Source organism: Blastomonas fulva (genome assembly GCF_003431825.1).
GTDB classification, from domain to species: domain Bacteria; phylum Pseudomonadota; class Alphaproteobacteria; order Sphingomonadales; family Sphingomonadaceae; genus Blastomonas; species Blastomonas fulva.
Map to the genome: position 1 here is coordinate 3,298,089 of NZ_CP020083.1, position 15,464 is coordinate 3,313,552.

Here is a 15,464-nt window from a genome sequence, read left to right on the forward strand (position 1 = left end):
TGGCAGTCCGCAGGACCGACCGAGGGGAGGCGGGATCGTACACAGATCACAGGGGCGCACAACCCCGCTTCCCCTCCGCCGCTTCGCGGGCCCCTCCCCGTTTCGGAAAGGAATTTCAGCGGCTTGGGATCAGAATATCCCCATGGCAACACCCGCGCCGAGCATTGCGCCCAGCTCGCCGCACCGGGCCAGATCGGTCGCGCCCAGCCGCTTGGGCGCCGCGATCGCCTCGGGAGTTTGCGCATCGGTGCACACGATCAGGCTGTCGGCAATCCGCCGCAACCTCCAGCCGGTGGCTATGCGCTCGATCTGCCGCACCGCGCCCTGCCCGTCCGATCCTGCGGCAACCATCGCCGCATAGGGCCGCCCCTCGATCCGCCCCAGCACAGGATAATAATGGCGATCGAAGAACTCCTTCATCGCCCCGGTCATGCTGGCGAGATTTTCAGGACACACGAACAGATAGCCTGTGGCCCAGAGCATGTCTTCGGGTTGTACATCGTCGGCGGCGAGCATCCGCGCCGTACACTCGCCCGCTGCCGCCTCGAAGGCGGCCTGCGCCATCGCCTTTGCCGCGCCGGTACGGCTGTGCCAGACGATCAGCAGGGTCGGGATCTCGGTCATCATGTCTGGTTTAGACCCCCACAGGACAGGGTCCACCCGTTTTCGTTAGACCTCGCCAAATCGTCGCAGCAGCGCTAGACCCCGGGGCATCCCTGTCGCTCTCCGGCCACCGCCGGAGCCCGGATGCGTGATGGCACTGCACCCGCCCCGGGTTCCGGCTTTCGCCGCAAGAGCGCCGGCTGAACGACCGACTTTTTAGGAAACCGCCACCGATGGCCACACTCCATCCCGAACCCGTTCTCGGCATCACCCAGTCGCTGACCGGCCAGCCATGGCACTGGCGCGGCGCAGAAGGTGACAGGCGCCAGGCCGATCTCGAGCCCGACGATCTGGTCGCCCTGCTGCTGCTCAGCCGGGGCGTGCCGCGCGACGATCTCGACCGCTATCGCGCACCGACCATCCGTGGCTTCATGCCCGACCCGTCGATCTTCCGCGACATGGACAGCGCCGCCGACCGGTTGGCGCAGGCGGTGATCGCGCGCGAAAAGGTCACCATCTATGGCGACTATGACGTTGATGGCGCAACCAGCGCCGCGTTGCTGATCCGCCTGCTGCGCGACCTAGGCCTTGATGCCGGCGCCTATATTCCCGACCGGCTGATGGAAGGCTATGGCCCCTCGGGCGCAGCGCTTACCAGCCTCGCCGAGGCGGGCTCCACCCTCATCGTTACCGTCGATTGCGGCGCAATGGCCTATGAGGCGCTGCAGATGGCGCATGATGTCGGGGTCGATGTCGTGGTGGTCGATCACCACAAATGCGCCGCAGAGCTGCCCCGCGCCTTTGCGCTGGTCAATCCCAATCGGCTCGACGAAGACGATGAGGCGGCCGCGCACGGCCATCTTGCCGCGGTCGGCGTCGCCTTCCTGCTTGGCGCAGCGCTGGTGCGCACCCTGCGCGCGCGGGGCTATTTCGCCAGCCGCTCAGAACCTGCGCTGATGGAGTTGCTCGATCTGGTGGCGCTGGGCACCGTTGCCGATGTCGCCCAGCTCAAGGGTCTGAACCGCGCCTTTGTCGCGCAGGGGCTCAAGATCATGGCGCGGCGGCGCAATATCGGCATGGCCGCACTGATCGATGTCAGCCGCCTCACCCGCGCGCCGGTGTGTTCGGACCTGGGCTTTGCACTCGGCCCGCGAATCAATGCAGGCGGACGCGTCGGTGCGGCGGACCTTGGCGTGCGGCTGCTCACCACGCAGGATGAGGCCGAAGCCAGTGATATCGCAGCCCAGCTCTCGCGCCTCAACGAGGAACGCCGCGCGATCGAGGCAATGGTGCAGGAGGAGGCCGAGGCGCTTCTCGCCGGGCAGCACAACCGGGCGGTGGCGCTGCTTGCCGGCCAGGGCTGGCACGCGGGCGTGATCGGTATCGTCGCAGGCCGGATCAAGGAGCGGACGGGCAAGCCCTCGCTGGTGATCGCGCTGGACGACAAGGGCATCGGCAAGGGCTCGGGCCGCTCGATCCCGGGCGTCGATCTGGGCGCGGCGATTATCGCGGCCAAGGATGCCGGGCTGCTCGTGGCAGGCGGCGGCCATGCGATGGCGGCAGGGCTGACGATCAACGCCGACAAAATCGACCGGTTCAGCGAGTTTCTGGAGGAGCATCTGGCAGCGAGGGTCGCTGCGGCATCGGGAGCGGCGCGGCTGCTGGTCGATGCGCTGGTCGCTCCGCGCGGACTCACGCCGGACCTCATCGATCGGATGGAGAGCGCAGGCCCCTATGGCATGGGCTGGCCCGCGCCGCGGCTCGCGACCGGCCCGGTGCGCATCGTGCGCTGCGATGTCGTGAGCACGACGCACGTCCGCGCGATTGCGGCGGGGGATGACGGCGCATCGTTCAAGGCGATGGCGTTTCGCAGCGTCGATACCCCACTGGGCCAGGCGCTGCTGGGCGCGCCGCGCGACCGACGCTTCTGGCTGGCGGGGCGCGTCAAGATCGACAACTGGAACGGCAATCACGCCGCGGAAATGCACGTTGACGACCTTGCCGCGGTCGATCTTTGAAAAAGCTGCGAAAAGCGAAATAGCGCGCTTGACTGCCCAGCCGCGAATCCCTAATGGGGCGCTTCCCGCGAAGATGGCCCCTTCGTCTAGCGGTTAGGACGCGGCCCTTTCACGGCTGAAACACGGGTTCGATTCCCGTAGGGGTCACCATCCTTTTGAGGATGTCGATCAATTCCGGGACCTTCCATAGGTCTAGAATTTCCAAGCCAGCAGGATCGCTTGATCCTATGTGGGTGGTGTGCGCGAGCTATCGGCGCACCGCCCTTTGGGCACGTTGCGTCCGGTTCGCATACAGCCCGACAAACTTTCTAACCTATGTGCGTGAACCAATTGCCCAGCTGGCGCGTAGAGTCGCGGGGGACGTTCATGCCAGGCGCCCGGAATTCAGGATTTTAGATGTTTCTGCGCCTATGTTCGGTTTGTTGCGTCCTTTTGCCGACACTTTGCGATACCCCGGCGGCCATCGCCATGCAGCGGACCGCACAAGCTCCTTCGCCCGCGCCCGGGAATGAGACAGGCGAACCTCCGATCATCACCGACGAAGAGTTCGACGCGACCATTCCGTCGATCGATCCCGATGCGCCGATGGGGACGATCGAGGATTGGGACGCCGAGCAGGCACGCCTCGACTCCCAGGCGCCCGCGCTTGGCCAGACCGGCGATGGGACCGTCGGGGGAGATCTGCTGACCGCGCCTTTGGTCGATGACCCCGAGCTTGCCGCGCCGCTAGGCCCGCTGGAGAGCTTCGATGTCGAGCCGTTCGATGAAAGCCGCTACACCGAGGCAGACGACGACGCTGCCCGCGCGGTACGTTACAGCTACCGGATCGACGGCCTGGACGCACTCGATGCAGCAGATGAAGCCAACCCCGAGCCCGATGGCGCAGGTTCGATCCGCGCGCGGTTTGGCGAGCTGTCCGCGCTCGACGATGGCGATGGCAAGGCGAGCAACGGCGCGATGGTTTCGGCGCGGATGCTCGAGGACCAGCAGCTCCTCGCCGACCTGCTGATCGGCCAGTGCTATTTCGACGCCACCGTGAACGGCGCGATCGAATTTGCCGAAAGCGGCACCACCGGGCCGATGATGGTCGTGCTCACCGCCAGTCCCGGCCCCTGCTATCGCCTCGGCACGATCACCTTCAACGCGCCGCCGGTCGAGCCTGCCGATCTGATCGCGCGCAATTTCGTTCCCGCCACCGGTGAGCCGATCGATGCCGAGCGCATTCTCGCGGCAGAGGCCAATATCGCAGTCGCCATGCCGCAGCAGGGCTATCCGTTTGCCAAGGTCGGCCAGCGCGACATCCTGCTCGATCCCGAAAGCGTAACCGGCGATTACACGCTTCCCGTCACCCCTGGCGCGCGCAGCAGCTTTGGCGATATCGTCACCAGCGGATCGACCGTGTTCGAGGCCGAGCACATCGCCAAGCTTGCCCGCTTCGACAAGGGCGACCTTTACGACAGCCGACTGGTCGACGATCTGCGCAAGGCGCTGGTGGCAACCGGGCTCTATTCGGTGGTCGCCGTTCAGCCCGAACCTTCGGGCACCGCAGCGCCCGACGGAACCCAATATGCCGATCTCAAGGTCGATCAGGAGGCTGGCCCCGAGCGCACGCTCGCGGCCAATGCCGGTTACGGCACCGGCCAGGGCATCCGCGCGCAGGGCAGCTGGACCCATCGCAACCTCTTCCCGCCCGAAGGCGCGCTGATCGCCAGCATAACCGCAGGCACGCAGGAACAGGGCGCATCGGCGACTTTCCGCCGATCGAACGCCGGACGCCGTGACCGCGCGGTCGAACTGAGCCTGTCGGCGCTGCGCAGCGACTTTGCAGCGTATGAATCCTTCACCGGGCGGCTGGCGGGGCGTGTTTCTTATTACAGCACGCCGATCTGGCAGAAGCGGCTGACCTACAGCTATGGCTTCGAACTGCTGGGCACCAACGAGCAGGATTACAACTTCACCCTCGGCCAGCGCGACCGGCGGACCTATTATGTCGCTGCGCTGCCGGGCCAGATCACCTGGGATCGTTCGAACGATCTGCTCGACCCGACCAGCGGCTTCCGGCTCTCGGCGCAGGTTTCGCCCGAGGCGTCGCTTGGCAGCGGAACGCTGTTTTATGGCCGCGGGCTGCTCGAGGGCACCGGCTATTACCCGGTGGGCGACAACATCGTGATTGCCGGACGCGCACGGGTGGGGTCGATCTTTGGCGCCGACCGCACAGACATCGCGCCTTCGCGGCGATATTATGCGGGAGGCGGCGGGTCGGTCCGCGGCTTCGGCTATCAGGAACTGGGTCCCAAGGACCCCGACAACCGTCCGATCGGCGGGCGCAGCCTGGTCGAGGCGGCGGCGGAAATCCGCTATCGCTTCGGCAATTACGGGATCGTTGGCTTTGTCGACGCAGGGCAGGTTTCGACCAGCTCGACCCCGGGGTTTGACGACCTTCGCTATGGCGTCGGGATCGGCGGGCGTTTCTATACCAATTTCGGGCCGATGCGGCTCGATGTCGCAACCCCGATCGCCCGGCGCCCCGGCGAATCCCGCGTCGCGGTCTATATCTCTATCGGTCAGGCCTTCTGATGGCCGACGCAATCGATACCGCCGCCGAACCCGTGGCCGAGCCGGTGCAGACCGAACACCCGCTAAAATCCTGGCCGCGCCGCATCGCCATCGGTGTCGCGGTGCTGCTGGGCACGATCCTGGCGCTGCTCACGATCGGCTATGTCTGGCTGGATAGCAGCAGCGGAAAGCGTTTCGTTGCCAAGCAGATTGCCGGGATGGAGTTCGAGAATGGACTCAACATCGGCATCGGCAGGATCGAAGGTTCGCTGTACGGGCAGATGCGAATCCGCGACCTGACTTTGCGCGATCCGCAGGGCGTTTTTGCTTCCTCGCCACTGGTCGAGGTCGACTGGCGCCCATTTGCCTTTGCACGCAGCCATGTCGATATCCGCTCGCTGGTTGTGCCGCAGATGCGCCTTCGCCGCCTGCCCGCGTTCAATGAGACCCCGCCCACCAACGAGCCGCTGCTTCCCGATCTGGACATCGATATCGCCCGACTGGACCTCCGCCGCATCGACATCGATCCGGCAGTGACAGGCCAGCGCCATCGCGCATCCCTCGAAGGCAAGGTCCACATTGCCGACCGCACCGCCGTGGTCAGCGCGCGCGCGGCGACGCAGGCAGGCACCGGATTTGCAGGCGGCGAGACGATGACGCTCGATCTGCGCGCGGTTCCGGAAACCAATACGCTCGACCTGGCTTTCAATCTCGACGCCCCGGCGCAAGGCCTGATCGCCGGATTGACCGGCGTTGCCCAGCCGATGCGCGTCGATCTGCGCGGCAAGGGTGACTGGGACGCATGGAACGGTGCGCTGGGCGGCACGCTGGGCGGGCAGTCGCTCGCCGATGTCGTGCTCACCGCGCGCAAGGGTACCTTCACCGCGCGCGGCAAGATGCGCCCTGCCCTGCTGCTCGCAGCCCAGCCCGGCGCGCTGCTGGAGCCCGAAACGACGATCGACATCACCACCACCGCCAACGAGCGGCAGTTCGATATCGCGGCCAAAATCGGCAACGCCAATTTCGCGTTCGATGCCGATGGTCTGGTCGATCTGGGGACAAGTCAGATGCGCGATCTGCAGGTGGCCTTCCGCCTGCTGCAGCCCGGCACCATCGCCGAGAACCTGAGCGGTGCGGGGATTGCCGCCAACCTCACGCTCAACGGCGGGTTTGCCTCCCCGCAGATCGCCTATGACATCACCGCCGCGCGGCTGGGCTTCAACGATATTTCGGTGATCGGCCTGACAGCCAGCGGCGCGGCCCGGCTTGATGCCGATGCCTGGATGATCCCGGTGAGCGCGCGCGCACGCCGCATCGCGGGGCTGAATGCCGCCGCAGGTGGCCTCCTCGAAAACGTCCGGCTCAACGGCGACCTTGCTTACTCGAACGCCCGGCTGATGTCCGACAACCTCAAAATCCGGTCCAGCCGCATCGATGCAACGGCGGTGATCCTCGCCGATCTGAACACCGGGCTGTATACCGGCGCGCTCAATGGCCGGGTCAACGGCTACCGCGTAGAGAGCGTGGGCATCTTCAACGTCGCGACCGATATCGATCTGGAAACCACCGGCAATGGCGGCTTCCGCCTCGCGGGCAAGATTTCGGCGCGATCCAGCCAGATCCTCAACGACGGCCTGCGCGAGTTCATGGGCGGCAATGCGCTGATCAACGCCGATGTCAGCTATGGCAGCGACGGCATCGGCCGGGTCACAAGGCTGACCGTGGCAGCGCCGGCATTCCGGCTCTCCGAAGGCCGGGGCTCTTATTCTACCGACGGCCAGATCCGCTTCGACGCGCGCGGTTCATCCAACCAATATGGCCCGCTGACCGTCGCGGTGACAGGGACGGTAACACGACCCGTCGCGACCGTGAAAGCTGCGCGGCCCGGGCTGGGCATAGGCATGTCCAACGTAATCGCCACCATTCGCGGAGACGGCAACAGCTATGCGGTGACCGGCAATGGCGACACCGATTACGGCGCGTTTGCTGCCGATGTGAACGTCTTCACGGCACGCGGACCGCTCGAGATCGCGGTAAACCCGGGCACCCGCTTTGCCGATATCGGCATCACCGGCAGGGTCCGCCAGACCAGCGCCGGTCCCTTCGCAGGCCAGCTCATAGCCGATGGCGCCGGAGTGTCGGGCAATGTCGACCTCTCCGCCGCGGGTGCCTATCAGCGCGCGGTGCTGGCGTTGAACGCCCGCGATGCGCGGCTTCCCGGGCCCGCAGGCGTGGTCATCGGCCGCGCGATCATCGCAGCCGACATGGTGCTGACCGAACAGCCGCAGATCGTCGCCGATGTCCAGCTCGCGGGCACCAGAATGGGCCAACTGCAGATCGCCGCCGCGCGCGCCAAGATCGATTATCGCAACGGCCAGGGCAGCGCCCGGGTGATGGCGGAAGGGCGCAACAGCTTTCCGTTCCGCTTTGCCGCCAATGCGGTTCTGCAACCCGAGCTGTGGCGCGTCGCGCTTGATGGCCGTGCCAACGGCATCGACTTCAAGACCCGCAACCCGGCGCGGATCATTCCCGAGGCCGCGCAGTACCGGCTGATGCCTACCACCATCGATCTGTCACGCGGCACAATCCAGCTCGCAGGCCGCTATGGCGCAGGCATGGATATCGGGGCGCGGCTTGCCGAGGTCGATCTGGCGCTGATCAACCCGATCATGCCCGGACTGGGCCTGGGCGGAACGGCCTCGGGCAGCCTGGATTTCCGCCAGACGAATGCCAACAGCTTCCCCGAGGCCGATGCCCGGCTGACGATCGACAATTTCACCCGCACCAGCCTGGCTTCGGTTTCGCAGCCGGTGGATATGAGCGTGGTCGGGACGCTGCAGCCCGATGGCGGCAATGCCCGCGCGATCATCAGGCGGCGTGGTGCGGTGATCGGCCGCATGCAGGTCGCGCTCACCCCGCTCGCCGCTGGCGCCGGCAGCTGGACCACCCGGCTGCTTGCCGCTCCGCTGAGCGGCGGTCTGCGCTACAATGGACCTGCCGACACCCTGTTCTCGCTCGCCGCGCTTCCCGACCAGAGCCTGTCGGGCGCGATCGGCGTGGCTGCGGACTTCACGGGCCGTGTCCAGCAGCCGCAGCTGCGCGGCATCGTGCGCGCCAACAACCTCACATACGAAAACGAACAATACGGCACCCGGCTGACCAAGATGCGGCTGCGCGGCAGCTTCACCGGCGACCGGCTGCAGGTCGAGCAGCTGACCGCGCGCGCCGGCAGCGGCACGATCAGCGGCGAAGGCTTCGTCTCGCTGAGCTCGGCGCAGGGTTTTCCGGTGCAGCTCGCGCTCGATCTCGACAATGCGCGACTGGCAGATGGCAGCGGCCTAGCCGCGACCGCCACCGGACAGCTCAGCATCATCAACAGCGCGACCCAGCCAGCGCTGATCTCGGGCACTATTCGGCTGCCCGAGACCCGCTACCGCATCGTGCGCCAGGGTTCGGTGCAGGTCGCCAAGCTCACCGGCGTCAGGCGCAAGCCGGCGTTGGGCCGTGCACGGATCACCGGCGACCCCGATCCCATTTCGGGCGTACCCAGCGACTGGCGGCTTGACGTCAAGCTGGTCGCGGACAATCAGGTCTATGTCTCGGGAATGGGGCTGGATTCCGAATGGGCTGCGGACATCCGCATCACCGGAACGACGGGCAATCCGCGGATCACCGGCGGTATCGATCTGGTGCGCGGCACGCTGGGCTTTGCCGGGCGCTCGTTCGATCTGGAAGAGGGCCGCCTGCGGTTCAACGGCGGCAGCGCCACCAATCCGGTGATCAATCTGCGCGCCAGCGGCGAAGCGGGCGATGTCACGGTGAACATCAACGTATCGGGCACCGGCGAGAATCCAGACATCGCGTTCTCCTCGACGCCCGCGCTCCCGCAGGACGAGGTCATGGCGCGCATCCTGTTCGGCAATTCGATCGGCGAGCTGACCCCGATCCAGGCAGTGCAGCTCGCCGCCTCGCTCAATAGCCTGCGCGGCGGCAGCGGCGGGCTCAACCCGCTGGGCGTGCTGCAATCGGCATCGGGCATCGACCGGCTGCGCATTTTGGGAGCCGACGAGGACACCGGGCGCGGCACCTCGCTCGCGGTGGGGCAGTATATCTCGAACGATGTCTATGTCGAAATCATTACCGACACGCGCGGCTTTACAGCGACGCAGATCGAAATCAGCCTGAGCAAGGCGCTGTCGGTGCTGAGCCAGGTCGGCAGCTTCGGCGGATCGAATGTCAACGTCCAGTACCGAAAGGACTATTGATGCGGAGCAGCATTCTTCTGATGGCGTGCACGGCGATGGTGCTGCTCGGCGGCTGCCAGGCCGAACCGGATTTTGACACCAAGTTCGAACAGCAATCGCGCGACCTTGCCGCCAAGGCACGCAGCATCGATGCCGATGCAAAAAAGCAGCTGGATGCCGCGCGCGAAGCCGAGCAGGCCAGCGCCGAACTTGGCAATTCCGCTGCGTCCCCGACCCCTGCTCCTGTAACAAACGTGAAGTAACCATGGCCTCAACACCTCCCGCCACCCTTGCCGATGCAGGCGCCATGCCCGCCGACGTCGAGGCGCTGGCTGATCAGGTGCCCGGTGCCAGGGCCCATTCTCCGCTGGATATGCCGCCCAGCGCGTGGTGGGCGATCATCAAGCGGGTCTATGTCATGAACGGGGTGCACAACCTCGCGCTGCTCGCGGCGGGTGTTGCGTTCTTCGTATTCCTGGCGTTCGTGCCGCTTATCGCGGTCACCGTCCTGCTCTACGGGCTGATCGCCGATCCGGGGACCGTCGCCAACAGCCTCGACCTGCTCAACGAGGTCGTGCCGAGCGAGGTTCTGGTGATCCTGCGCGAACAGCTGCTGCAGATCGTCACCACCAGTTCAACCCAGCAGGGCCTGGGGCTGGTACTTGCGCTGCTGTTTTCAACGTATGGCGCGATGCGCGCGGCGACCGCGATGATGCGCGCGCTCAACATCATCTATGAAGAGCACGAAACCCGCGGGTTCTTCCGCACCACTTTGGTCGCAGTGATGATCACGCTAGGAATGGCTGGCATCGCGGTGGTCGGTCTCGTGTCGATCTCGCTGTTCAGCTATGTCCGCAACTTTCTGGCGCCCTATATCGGCGCATCGTCGCTGATGCTGATCCAGACGCTGACCTGGGTCGTCGCGGCGATGCTGGTCAGCGTGACCTTCGCAATCTTCTTCCGCTACGCTCCCGATCGCCGCGCCGCCAAGTGGCGCTGGCTGTCGCTGGGCTCTATGGCATCGACGGTGCTGTGGCTGTGCATAACGCTGGGTTTCGGCTTCTACGCCGCCAATGTCAGCGACTATAACGCGACCTATGGTTCTCTCGCGGCGATCGTGATCTTCCTGATGTGGCTGTTCCTGTCGGCCTATGCGGTGCTGATCGGCGCGGAGATCAATGCCGAGACCGAGCGCCAGACTTTCCGCGATTCAACCGTGGGCGCCGACCGTCCGCTGGGCCAGCGCGGCGCGGTGCTGGCGGATTCGGTCGCGCTCGACGAGGCAGAGCAGGCTATACTGGAAAAGCAGCGGCGCAGGCGGACCGTGCAGCCCTGACCGTCGGCCAGGCCTAATTCTTGGGAAGTTCTGGCTTGTCGGCCAGGACATCGCCGCTAGGCGTCGGGATGGACCAGATCACGACATTGCCGATCATCACCGCCGCCAGGATCAGCATCAGCACCGGCTGCTTGCGCTGACCGCGCCGCAGCAGAACGATGGCGCCTGCGATCAGCGCGAAGGCAGTGAGCACGGCGAGCGAGAGGACAAAGCTGGTCATGCCCGCCCGTGTGTCAGTCCAGACCCGGCATCGTCAAGGCAGCATCGCGCAATCCGCGCCAGACGCGCGCCGCCTGCACGGTTTCGGGCACGTCATGCACCCGGACGATCTGCGCGCCCGATCCGATCGCGCTCAGCGCAAGCGTGATCGATCCGCCCAGCCGCGCGTCGACAGCTGCCTCGTTGGATAGCGCCCCGATCATGCGCTTGCGGCTGGCGCCGAACAGGATCGGCTGGCCCAGCGCGTGGAACAGCGGCAGCGCGTTGATCAGCGCCAGATTGTCGGCGAGGGACTTTCCAAAGCCGATGCCCGGATCGATCAGGATGCGATCGCGCGCAATCCCGCCTGCGATCACCGCAGCGATCCGTGCCTCGAGCCAGTCGAACACGTCAGTGACGACATTGCCATAGCCTGCACCGGTGTGCGGGTTCTGCCCCTGCGAGGGCGCGTGCATCAGCACCACCGGGCACCCGGCCTGGCGGACGACATCGATCGCGCGGCTGTCGAACAGCAGCGCCGAGACATCGTTGACGATGTGCGCGCCAGCCTGAAGCGCGGCCTCCATCACCGCAGCCTTGCGGGTATCAACCGACAGGATTGCGCCGCTGTGGGCGAGCGTCTTGATCGCCGGGACGACGCGGGCGATCTCGTCGCCTTCCCACACCACCGGCGCATCGGGGCGGGTGGATTCGCCGCCGATGTCGATCAAGGATGCGCCCGCGGTCAGCATCGCAAAGCCTGCATCAGCCGCGCCAGCGGGATCGTCGGTAAAGCGGCCACCATCGGAAAAGCTGTCCGGGGTGACGTTCAATATGCCCATCACCTGCGGCTGGTCGAACCGCAGCATCCGGTCGCCCAGTGCCAGCGGCGGGTGCTGCCGCGACAGATTGGCGAACTGGGTGCGAGCCCGGTCGGCCTGGTCACCGGGCAGCGTTGTCAGCGCGTCGGCAAAGCCATCGACCGGCACGATCTGCCGCGCGACCAGCCTGCCTGCCTCAATCGTCTCAATCGCCAGCAGATGGCACCACACCAGGCTGTTGCCCAGCCGGATGGTGGCGCCATCGAAGGTCTGCGGGTTTTCGGCCAGCCCGACAGGCCGGACATAGATTGTGCCGGACATGGGCCTCAGGGCTCGGTGGCGAGCAGATAGGTCTGGCGCAGGCTGTCGAGCGGCTTGAGGCCGTCCTTGGTCTCGATATGCCAATAGGTCCAGCCGTTGCACGACGGCGCATTCTGCAAGCTCGCCCCGACCTTGTGGATCGATCCCGTATGATCGCCGGTGAGCAGCGAGCCATCGGCGCGAACCGTTGCGCGGTGCTTGCGCGCCTTGTCCATGATTACCGCGCCGACCTGGATATAACCCGTTTCGACCAGCGTACCGAAGGCGACGCGCGGCTGGCTCTTGGGCGACTGCATGGTCTTCAAGCCCGATTCATCGAGCGGCAGCGCAGCTTCGATGCGCTCTTCGGCGACCTCGCAATAGATCGGATCGCGCTCGCAGCCTATCCATTCGCGGCCAAGCCGTTTGGCGACCGCACCGGTGGTGCCCGTGCCGAAGAACGGATCGAGCACCACATCGCCCGGATTGGTGCAGGCCAGCAGGATGCGATACAGCAGCGCCTCGGGCTTCTGCGTCGGGTGCGCCTTGGTGCCGCCGCGCTTCAACCGCTCCTGGCCGCCGCAGATCGGGATCACCCAGTCGGAGCGCATCTGCAACTCGTCGTTCAGGGTCTTCATCGCGCGATAATTGAAGGTGTATTTGGACTTCTCGTCGCGCGAGGCCCAGATCAGCGTTTCATGCGCGTTGGTGAAGCGGGTGCCGCGGAAATTGGGCATCGGGTTGGCCTTGCGCCAGACGATGTCGTTGAGGATCCAGAAGCCCAGGTCCTGCAGCGTCGCGCCGACACGGAAGATGTTGTGATAGCTGCCGATCACCCACATCGAGCCATCGGGCTTGAGGATGCGCTGGGCTTCGGTCATCCACTCGCGGGTGAACCGGTCATAGGCGGCGAAGGTGTCGAACTTGTCCCAGTCATTGTCGACCGCATCGACGCGGCCGCCCTCGGGCCGGAAAAGGTCGCCGCCAAGCTGCAGGTTGTAGGGCGGATCGGCGAAGATCATGTCGATCGAACCGGTGGGTAGCTTGCGCATTTCCTCGATGCAGTCGCCGCGCAGGATCTGGCCCAGGGGCAGCTCGGGCTTGGCCGCGGGCCGCACGCGCACCGGCGCCTTCGCCTTGCGCACCACAGGCGCCATCATCTCGCCAGTCAAAACCATCTTTACCCCCACATACCCTTGGAACAGGGCCCTGCATGAGTCCTCGGCGACCATCGGTCAAGGCCAAAACCCTAGGGATTCCGGGTGTTCAAATGGTTAACGCGGGGGTCTTTGTGCGGAACACAATGAGTCCAAATCCAGATGTTGAGTCTTGTTAACCGGTCGGGACTCAACGCCTAGTGGTGTGACATCGAGGACTCGGCACGCAAAAAAAATTGCGTCAGAGCAGCATTGCCTGCGCCACGGGGGCAAAGCTCTTCCTGTGAAGCGGGCAAGGCCCATGCTCGCGCAATGCGGCAAGGTGCTGGGCGGTGCCGTAACCCATGTTGCGCTCCCAGCCGTAATGCGGGTGTTCTGCCGCAGCGGCAAGCATCATCCGGTCGCGGTGCTGCTTGGCCAGGATCGAAGCCGCAGAGATGCACGGATGCAGCGCGTCGCCCTTGACGATGGCCTCGGCGCGGTAGCTCCAGCGCGGCAGCCGGTTGCCATCGACCAGCACGTGCCCCGGCGCATCGCCCAGCGCCTCGACCGCGCGGGTCATTGCCAGCATGGTTGCCTGCAGGATGTTGATCGCGTCGATCTCCTCGACACTGGCGATACCGATCCCAAAGCTGCAGCGCTCGCGGATTTCGGCTTCCAGCCGCGCGCGTTTTGCAGCGCTCAGCACCTTGCTGTCGGCCAGCCCTTCGATACCATCCGGGCAGAGGATCACGGCTGCGGCGACCACGGGACCCGCCAGCGGACCCCTGCCCGCCTCGTCCACACCCGCGATGGTTGCAGACAGGCAAAAGGGCATATCTAGGGAACCGGACCGGGTCATCGTGCGTCTCTGCCGCAAGGCCCTTGCGACCGCAAGCACCGCCCCGCCAAACGACCGCAAATATCCCGAATCATTTGCAATCTGTCCCCGGATGGCGATGATCGTTTCCATGAAAAACGGAGTGACCCTGATGCACCGACTGACCCTGAGCGCCGCGCTGCCGCTCGCCCTGATTGCGTGCAACAGCGGCGGAGAAGCCGTGGCCAGCGGCGAGGCCGCCACCGAAGTCGCTGCGATTTCCCCGGTCGATCGCCTGCCTTTCGAAACCGCTGAAGTCGCCGCGTTCGACGAACCCTGGGCGATGACCTTCCTCCCCGATGGCCGCGCGCTGGTCACCGAGAAGAAGGGCGTTCTAAAGCTGGTCAGCTTTGGTGCGGACGGAAAGCCTGCAATGGTCGATGTCTCGGGCACCCCCAAGGTGGCTTATGGCGGCCAGGGCGGTCTGGGCGATGTCGTGCTGTCGCCCGACTTCACCAATGACGGCTTTGTCTATCTCAGCTTTGCCGAGGCCGGCGAAGGCGATACCAGCGGCGCTGCTGTCGCCCGCGCCAAGATGGTGACTGCGGCGGATGGCAGTGCAAGCCTGAAGGACATGCAGGTCATCTGGCGGCAGGAACCCAAGGTCAGCGGCAAGGGCCATTACGGCCACCGCATCGCCTTCGGCCCCGATGGCATGATGTATATCTCCTCGGGCGAGCGGCAGAAGTTCGATCCCGCTCAGGATCTCGAGCAGAATCTCGGCAAGATCGTGCGGCTGACCCCGACCGGCGGCATCCCCTCGGATAATCCGATGTACGATCAGGGCCGGATCAAGGCGCAGATCTGGTCTTATGGGCACCGCAACCCGCTGGGGCTTGCATTCGACAGCGCGGGCAATCTTTGGAATTCCGAAATGGGCCCCAAGGGTGGCGACGAACTCAACCTCGTCAGGCGCAGCGCCAATTACGGCTATCCCAAGGTTTCGAACGGCGATCATTACGACGGCCGCGACATCCCCGACCATGCGCCCGAAGACGGCTTCGTGCCACCCAAGGTGTTCTGGACCCCGGTCATCTCGCCCAGCAGCCTGATGATCTACACCGGTGACCTGTTCCCGGCATGGAAGAACAGCGCGTTTATCGGCGCGCTGAGCGGCCAGGCGCTGGTGCGCGTCAAGCTTGACGGCGAGAACGCCGAAAAGGCCGACAACTGGGCGATGGAAGGCCGCATCCGCGAAGTCGAACAGGGCCCGGACGGTGCGATCTGGGTGCTGGAAGACGGTGCGCGCGGATCCAAGGGTCGCCTGCTCAAGCTGACTCCGGCGAAGTAAAGCTCAGGATAAAGCGAAGGCTGTGTGTCTGCGCTGCTGGCGCAAAGCCATTTCATTTCGCAACCTATCGCGCTATTCCAC

At 65.4% G+C, this 15,464-nt stretch carries 11 protein-coding genes and 1 tRNA gene; 7 read left to right on the plus strand and 5 right to left on the minus strand.

Annotation, left to right across the window (positions count from 1 at the left end; translation table 11 throughout):
- Nucleotides 1-129: 129 nt before the first annotated feature.
- The gene (locus tag B5J99_RS15720) at nucleotides 130-624 is read right to left on the minus strand and encodes a flavodoxin family protein (RefSeq protein WP_054135979.1); all 495 of its coding nucleotides are present in this window, start codon (nucleotides 622-624) and stop codon (nucleotides 130-132) included.
- Nucleotides 625-836: 212 nt separating this feature from the next.
- Between B5J99_RS15720 and recJ the strand changes: the two genes are divergently transcribed.
- The 6 genes from recJ (at nucleotide 837) to B5J99_RS15750 (ending at nucleotide 10,757) form a co-directional block, all read left to right on the plus strand.
- Nucleotides 837-2,621, plus strand: a complete 1,785-nt coding sequence (gene recJ, locus B5J99_RS15725) for a single-stranded-DNA-specific exonuclease RecJ (RefSeq protein WP_117352928.1) — start codon at nucleotides 837-839, stop codon at nucleotides 2,619-2,621.
- Nucleotides 2,622-2,696: 75 nt separating this feature from the next.
- Nucleotides 2,697-2,771, plus strand: a tRNA-Glu gene (locus tag B5J99_RS15730).
- Between the two features lie 318 nt (nucleotides 2,772-3,089).
- Nucleotides 3,090-5,198, plus strand: a complete 2,109-nt coding sequence (locus B5J99_RS15735) for an autotransporter assembly complex protein TamA (RefSeq protein ID WP_117352929.1) — start codon at nucleotides 3,090-3,092, stop codon at nucleotides 5,196-5,198.
- Nucleotides 5,198-9,442 (plus strand): translocation/assembly module TamB domain-containing protein, encoded by a 4,245-nt coding sequence (locus B5J99_RS15740; protein ID WP_117352930.1) that lies wholly within the window; start codon nucleotides 5,198-5,200, stop codon nucleotides 9,440-9,442. The genes B5J99_RS15735 and B5J99_RS15740 overlap by 1 nt, the downstream gene beginning before the upstream one ends.
- A complete protein-coding gene (locus B5J99_RS15745; RefSeq protein ID WP_117352931.1) occupies nucleotides 9,442-9,684 on the plus strand; it encodes a hypothetical protein in 243 nt (80 codons plus the stop codon). The genes B5J99_RS15740 and B5J99_RS15745 overlap by 1 nt, the downstream gene beginning before the upstream one ends.
- 2 nt (nucleotides 9,685-9,686) lie before the next feature.
- Complete coding sequence (locus B5J99_RS15750) at nucleotides 9,687-10,757, plus strand: YihY/virulence factor BrkB family protein (protein ID WP_117352932.1); 1,071 nt, start codon at nucleotides 9,687-9,689, stop codon at nucleotides 10,755-10,757.
- Nucleotides 10,758-10,770: 13 nt separating this feature from the next.
- Here the strand turns inward: B5J99_RS15750 and B5J99_RS15755 are convergent, their stop codons facing one another.
- From B5J99_RS15755 to B5J99_RS15770, 4 genes are all read right to left on the minus strand, one after another.
- On the minus strand, nucleotides 10,771-10,977 hold the full coding sequence (locus B5J99_RS15755) for a hypothetical protein (protein ID WP_054133794.1): 207 nt from the start codon (nucleotides 10,975-10,977) through the stop codon (nucleotides 10,771-10,773).
- Between the two features lie 13 nt (nucleotides 10,978-10,990).
- A complete protein-coding gene (gene folP, locus B5J99_RS15760; RefSeq protein WP_117352933.1) occupies nucleotides 10,991-12,097 on the minus strand; it encodes a dihydropteroate synthase in 1,107 nt (368 codons plus the stop codon).
- Nucleotides 12,098-12,102: 5 nt separating this feature from the next.
- Nucleotides 12,103-13,254: a site-specific DNA-methyltransferase gene (locus B5J99_RS15765; protein ID WP_117352934.1), complete on the minus strand. Its 1,152-nt coding sequence runs from the start codon at nucleotides 13,252-13,254 to the stop codon at nucleotides 12,103-12,105.
- 220 nt (nucleotides 13,255-13,474) lie between these two features.
- Nucleotides 13,475-14,074 carry a ribonuclease HII gene (locus tag B5J99_RS15770; protein ID WP_245991652.1) on the minus strand — a complete coding sequence of 200 codons (600 nt, stop codon included), beginning with the start codon at nucleotides 14,072-14,074 and terminating at the stop codon, nucleotides 13,475-13,477.
- 130 nt (nucleotides 14,075-14,204) lie between these two features.
- Here B5J99_RS15770 and B5J99_RS15775 point away from each other — a divergent pair, with 130 nt between their 5' ends.
- Entirely contained in the window at nucleotides 14,205-15,383 is a 1,179-nt protein-coding gene (locus B5J99_RS15775; RefSeq protein ID WP_117353554.1) for a PQQ-dependent sugar dehydrogenase, read from the plus strand.
- Nucleotides 15,384-15,464 lie beyond the last annotated feature (81 nt).

Excerpts from the sequence above, each read along its gene's own strand:
- B5J99_RS15770 (WP_245991652.1), bottom strand. The coding sequence starts at position 14,074 with ATGACCCGGTCCGGTTCCCTAGATATGCCCTTTTGCCTGTCTGCAACC.
- B5J99_RS15740 (WP_117352930.1), top strand. The coding sequence starts at position 5,198 with ATGGCCGACGCAATCGATACCGCCGCCGAACCCGTGGCCGAGCCGGTG.
- B5J99_RS15735 (WP_117352929.1), top strand. The coding sequence starts at position 3,090 with ATGCAGCGGACCGCACAAGCTCCTTCGCCCGCGCCCGGGAATGAGACA.
- B5J99_RS15755 (WP_054133794.1), bottom strand. The coding sequence starts at position 10,977 with ATGACCAGCTTTGTCCTCTCGCTCGCCGTGCTCACTGCCTTCGCGCTG.
- B5J99_RS15720 (WP_054135979.1), bottom strand. The coding sequence starts at position 624 with ATGACCGAGATCCCGACCCTGCTGATCGTCTGGCACAGCCGTACCGGC.
- B5J99_RS15745 (WP_117352931.1), top strand. The coding sequence starts at position 9,442 with ATGCGGAGCAGCATTCTTCTGATGGCGTGCACGGCGATGGTGCTGCTC.
- B5J99_RS15765 (WP_117352934.1), bottom strand. The coding sequence starts at position 13,254 with ATGGTTTTGACTGGCGAGATGATGGCGCCTGTGGTGCGCAAGGCGAAG.
- recJ (WP_117352928.1), top strand. The coding sequence starts at position 837 with ATGGCCACACTCCATCCCGAACCCGTTCTCGGCATCACCCAGTCGCTG.
- folP (WP_117352933.1), bottom strand. The coding sequence starts at position 12,097 with ATGTCCGGCACAATCTATGTCCGGCCTGTCGGGCTGGCCGAAAACCCG.
- B5J99_RS15750 (WP_117352932.1), top strand. The coding sequence starts at position 9,687 with ATGGCCTCAACACCTCCCGCCACCCTTGCCGATGCAGGCGCCATGCCC.
- B5J99_RS15775 (WP_117353554.1), top strand. The coding sequence starts at position 14,205 with ATGCACCGACTGACCCTGAGCGCCGCGCTGCCGCTCGCCCTGATTGCG.